Annotated in this window: 1 protein-coding gene and 1 pseudogene; both read left to right on the top strand. The window is 69.0% G+C overall.

Annotation, left to right across the window (positions count from 1 at the left end):
- The first annotated feature begins 674 nt into the window (after nt 1-674).
- On the top strand, nt 675-1,139 hold the full coding sequence (locus PV350_RS44475; protein ID WP_500339050.1) for a cytidine/deoxycytidylate deaminase family protein: 465 nt from the start codon (nt 675-677) through the stop codon (nt 1,137-1,139).
- A gap of 790 nt (nt 1,140-1,929) precedes the next feature.
- Nucleotides 1,930-4,815 (top strand): annotated as a pseudogene (locus PV350_RS44470) (Tn3 family transposase).
- Nucleotides 4,816-4,902 lie beyond the last annotated feature (87 nt).

Below are 4,902 nucleotides of genomic sequence, written 5' to 3'. Positions count from 1 at the left end.
GGGTTGGGCTGTCGTAGGGGTGGCTGTTCCTACATAGCACCGAAACAGCTGGCCCTTCAGTTCCCCGTTGTATGGACGCAGCGAAGCGGTCGGGCCCCCGGGAGCTATCTGCCGCCCGTCGGCGTTTTGGTCCTGCTCGTGGGGGGAGAGCGGCTCGGTGACGGCTGCACTGTCCTGGCGGGGCCGCGGCGCGCAGCCACTGTGTCTCGGTGTGCTCAGCCGCGTCAAGCAGCCTGACTACAGCGCGCGGCCGCCACCATGTTCGCGTTGCCCGGTCGCGGGTCTGCTCCACGAGCCCCCGCCGCCAGTCGATCCCTGCCAGATGGTGCGACTGGCGCTTTTACGTTGTGCCGCACGACCGGGGGCACCCGCTTCCTGCCGTTCCCGGGCGATCCGCTGATGCCACCGCAGAAGCATTCCCTCCATGCGTTCCTGCTTCGGCACGCTGCGGAACGGCCGATGCGGACCAGGTCCTGGCCACCCACCTTCACCGCGTTCAGTCCGCCGCCCGGCGCACCTCACTCTCCGGAACGCCCCATCGGCCGCCGCTCGCCTGCACCGTCGCCACCAGACCTCTACCGAGCAGGACATACCCCACCCGAGTATCGGTAGGGGAGCGGGGCAATCAAAGAAACCGTCGGCACAGAGCTGAGAAGGTATTTTACACATTGACCATGATAGATCTGGCGCTTCGGCAGGCGCTCAGCTCCCAGTGCCGCCACAAAATGGGAGCTGTCCTCGCTGTCAGAAACCGCATCCTGGCAGCCTCACCCAACGTGCGCCGCAACAACCCCACCATCGACTTCCGCCACGCCACTTTCCATGCAGAAGAATCGGTACTGCGCCGCACAGCAAACCCAGCAAGTGCCGCCATCTACATCGCCCGCGTAAACTTTTCCGGCATTCCCATGCTCGCCAAGCCATGCCCTCGCTGTCAGAAAGCATTGCTCGCAGCTGGAATAGCGCGAGTATTCTACACGGTTGACGCCGCGACCGCACACAGTGTCACTCTCTCCTCAATTCCAATCCAAAGGGGGAAGAAAGTGCGTGACGCGAGTGCGGAATGGGAGCCGGATCGCATTTATCGAATATCTCCGGGCAGAATGGCGATTCTTTCCAGAATCGATGAATCGTCCTGAAGTAATGCCGATCTCCGGCATTGGCGCGTCCCGGGGGTGATGTCTGACTCCAGAGTTTAGAGCTCGTAACACGATTTTGTTGAGGTGTCCTGGCCGAGCCTGACCGATGTGAGGATTTGACCGTTCGGGAGGGTGTGAGCACTCGGCCGTGGATCGTGGATGACGACTTATGGGCGCTGATCAAGCCGCTGCCGCCGCCCTGGCGGGAGCGATCACCGTGACCTCGGCCAGTGATGGATCGGCTATGTCTGCAGCGCATCCTGTACGTGCGCACGGCAAGTATGCCCGTGGAGGCTGGTGCTGGTGCTGGTGCTGGTGCTGGTCCGGGTTCGGGGTCTGGCACGTCTGCGGGTTTTGGCGGTTCTGGTGGGCCGCACCTCCCCGGTGCGGTGCGGTGCGGTGCGGTGCGGTGCGGTGCGGTGCGTGGCGCGGGGACGGGCGAAGGGGCGCACGGGCCCGTGGCAGCAGCAGGGGACAGTGGTGTGGGGCCGGCTGGCAGGGGCGACGCCACCCTGAGCACCGCCATCACCCAGCACCCGGCGGTCCTGACGCCGTGAGCAGTAGGAGGCGCTGGCGCGCAGGGCCGGTGGCTGGCTGCCCGTTTCCGTACCTGACCCGTGGGCAAGCCCCGTGTGTAGGTGGGCAAGCCTGCCAGCGCCGCAGGCTTGCTCAGGCCGGTATCCGGGGTCCGGGGAGTATCGGAACCGGTTTTAGCGGTAGTGGGGTGATCTTGGTTCCGGTTCGATGACGGGGCCGTTTTGGCTGTTCAGGGGCCTTAACGGTCCTGGTCATGCCTGTTGAGTATCTGTCTGTTGAGCAAGAGGCCCGCTTCGGCCGGTTCGCCACGGAGCCGTCGCCGGGTGAGCTGGAGCAGTTCTTCCGCCTGGACGCGCGGGCGCTGGAGCTGGCGGCTGCAAAGCGCCGTCCGGCGACGCGGCTGGGGTGGGCGGTGCAGTGGGGGACGGTCCGGATGCTGGGGACGTTCCTGACGGAGGACCCGGACGCGGTGCCGGCGGTGGTGGTGCGGTTCGTTGCCGAGCAGCTGGGCGTGAACGACGCCCACTACGCGGAGTACGGGAGGCGGCTGCAGCGACGGTATGAGCACGCGTGGGAGATCCGGGATAGCTACGGTTACCGGGACTTCGCGGCTGGCCGGGAGGAGCTGCAGGAGTTCCTGGCGGCGCGGGTGTGGTCGTCGCTGGAGGGGCCGCGGGCATTGTTCGACCGGGCGGTGGTGTGGCTGGTGGGCAACCGGGTGCTGCTGCCGGGGATCACCCGGCTGGCGCGGATGGTGGCCGGAGTGCGGGCGGAGGAGAACGACCGGCTGCACCGGGCGCTGTACGAGGCGGTGCCGGCTGGACTGCGCACGCAGATGCTGGGGCTGCTGGAGGTGCCGGAGAAGGCGCGGGTCTCGGAGCTGGACCGGCTGCGGACCCCGCCGGTGCGGGTGTCGGGCAAGGCCATGGAGGCCGCGCTGGAGCGGGCCCGGCAGGTGCGGGGCCTGGGGGCGGGGGCGGTCGACGCCTCGCGGGTACCGGCGGCGCGGATGACGGGGCTGGCCCGGTACGGGCTGTCGTCAAAGGCGCCGACGCTCAAGCGGCTGGAGGTGACGCGGCAGACCGCGACGTTGCTGGCGACGGTGCGACATCTGGAGACCGCGACGGTGGACGACGCGCTGGACCTGCTGCACGCCCTGATGGCCTCGAAGCTCCTGGCGCGGGCGGAACGGATGGGCAAAGACGCGAAGCTCAAGGCGCTGCCGCAGCTGCGGAAGGCGGCGAAGAAGGTCGCGGCGGCGGTGGACGTGCTGATGTCGACGCCGCCGGCGACGGAGGCCGGTGAGGTGGTCTCGGTGCTGGACGCCTGGTCGGCGATCGAGGCGGTCGTGCCGCGCGAGCAGATGGCCGCCGCGCTGGCGACGATCGCGGCGGCGGTGCCAGACGGCGACGGGGACGACGCGGCGGAGTGGCGGGCAGAGCTGGTGGCCCGCTACGGCACGGTGCGCGGGTTCATCCGGATGCTCGTCGACGTCATAGACCTCGGCGCGACCGAGGCCGGGGCGCCAGCGGTCCGCGCGCTTCGGCGGCTGCCGGAGCTAATCGGCCGCAAGCGGGTGTCGGCGGCAGAGGTCGACGCGCAGCTGGTGACCGGCTCATGGCGGCGGCTGGTGTTCGCCAACCCGGCCCTGCCGGCCGGTACGGTCGACAAGGCCGCCTACAGCTTCTGCGTTCTGGAGCAGCTGCACCGCGGGCTGCGGCGCCGGGACATCTACGCACGCGACGGCGACCGGTGGGGCGACACCCGGGCGAAGCTGCTGGCCGGCGAGCGGTGGACTGCGGCGCGGCCGCGGGTGCTGACCGCGCTGGGCCTGGAGGAGGAACCGGCCGGGCACCTGGCGGAGCTGGCCGGGGCCCTCCACGCCGCCTACGTGCAGGTGGTTGCCGGGCTGCCGGGGAACGCGGCGCTGGAGGTGACGGGCGGCAAGCTGTGGCTGGGCAAACTGGGCCGGGCCCCGGAACCGGCGCTGATGCCGCCGTTCCGGTACCTGGTCAACGGAATGCTCCCGCCGGTCGACTTCCCCGAACTGCTGCTGGAGGTCGCCGAGCTGACCGGGTTCGCCGAGGCGTTCACCCACATCTCCGGGGCGGACTCCGGCATGGACGACTTCGTCACCAGCATCTGCGGAGTGCTGCTGTCGGAGGCGTGCAACGTCGGGCTGGTGCCGGTGGCCAAGCCGGACGTGCCCGCGCTGACCCGCGCGAGGCTGGTCCAGGTCGACCAGGGCTACTTCCGCGCCGAGACCATCTCGGCCGCCAACGCCGCCCTGATCGCCGCCCAGCAGAAGATCGACGTGGTCCGAGCCTAGGGCGGCGGGCTGGTCGCCTCCGCCGACGGGGTGCGCTTCACCGTGCCGGTGCAGTCCCTGTACTCCGGCAGCAGCCCGCGCTACTTCGGCCTGCGCCACAAAGGCGCCACCTGGCTGAACGTCATCAACGACCAGGTGATGGGCCTGGGCGGCGTCGTCGTGCCCGGCACCTTGCGCGACTCACTGTTCATACTCGACGCCATCCACGCCCGCGACGGCGGCCCCAAACCCCACACCGTGGTGACCGATACCGCCTCCTACTCCGACATCGTCTTCGGCCTGTTCGCCATCTGCGGCTACCAGTTCTCCCCGCGGATCGCTGACATCTCCGACACCCGGCTGTGGCGGATCAACACCGCCGCCGACTACGGCCCGCTCCAGCCCATAGTCGGACACACCATCCGCCTGGACCGCGTCCGCGCCCACTGGGACGACATGCTGCGCGTGGCCGGCTCCCTGACCCTCGGCGAGGTCCGCGGCCACGACCTGATCCGCATGCTCTCCCGCGACGGCCGCCCCACCGGCCTCGGGGACGCCTTCGCCCACTACGGCCGGATCTTCAAGACCCTCCACCTGCTCCAGTTCGTCTCCGACGAGAGCTACCGGCGCACCATCGGCACCCAGCTCAACGTCACCGAGGCCCGCCACCGCCTTGCCCGCCGCATCTTCTTCGGCCAGCGCGGCGAACTGCGCCAGCACTACCGCGAAGGCATGGAAGACCAGCTCGGCGCCCTCTGCCTGGCCCTCAACGCCGTCGTGCTCTTCAACACCCTTTACATCGACACGGCCGTCAAGCAACTAGTGCTGTGACCGCATAGACACCTCAGGCGGTTAGCAGGTCAAGCGGCGACCCCAAGTTCGGTGGGGAAGGCCGTGCTCTCATCGAACAGTGTGTGC

It is taken from the genome of Streptomyces sp. PA03-6a, from assembly GCF_033792765.1.
In the GTDB taxonomy this organism is placed as follows: domain Bacteria; phylum Actinomycetota; class Actinomycetes; order Streptomycetales; family Streptomycetaceae; genus Actinacidiphila.
The sequence above is the reverse complement of the archived record's forward strand: the minus strand, read 5'-3'. Positions and strand labels throughout refer to the sequence as shown.

What these genes read in the sequence shown, in the direction of transcription:
- PV350_RS44475 (WP_500339050.1), top strand. Translation starts at nt 675, where the DNA reads ATGATAGATCTGGCGCTTCGGCAGGCGCTCAGCTCCCAGTGCCGCCAC.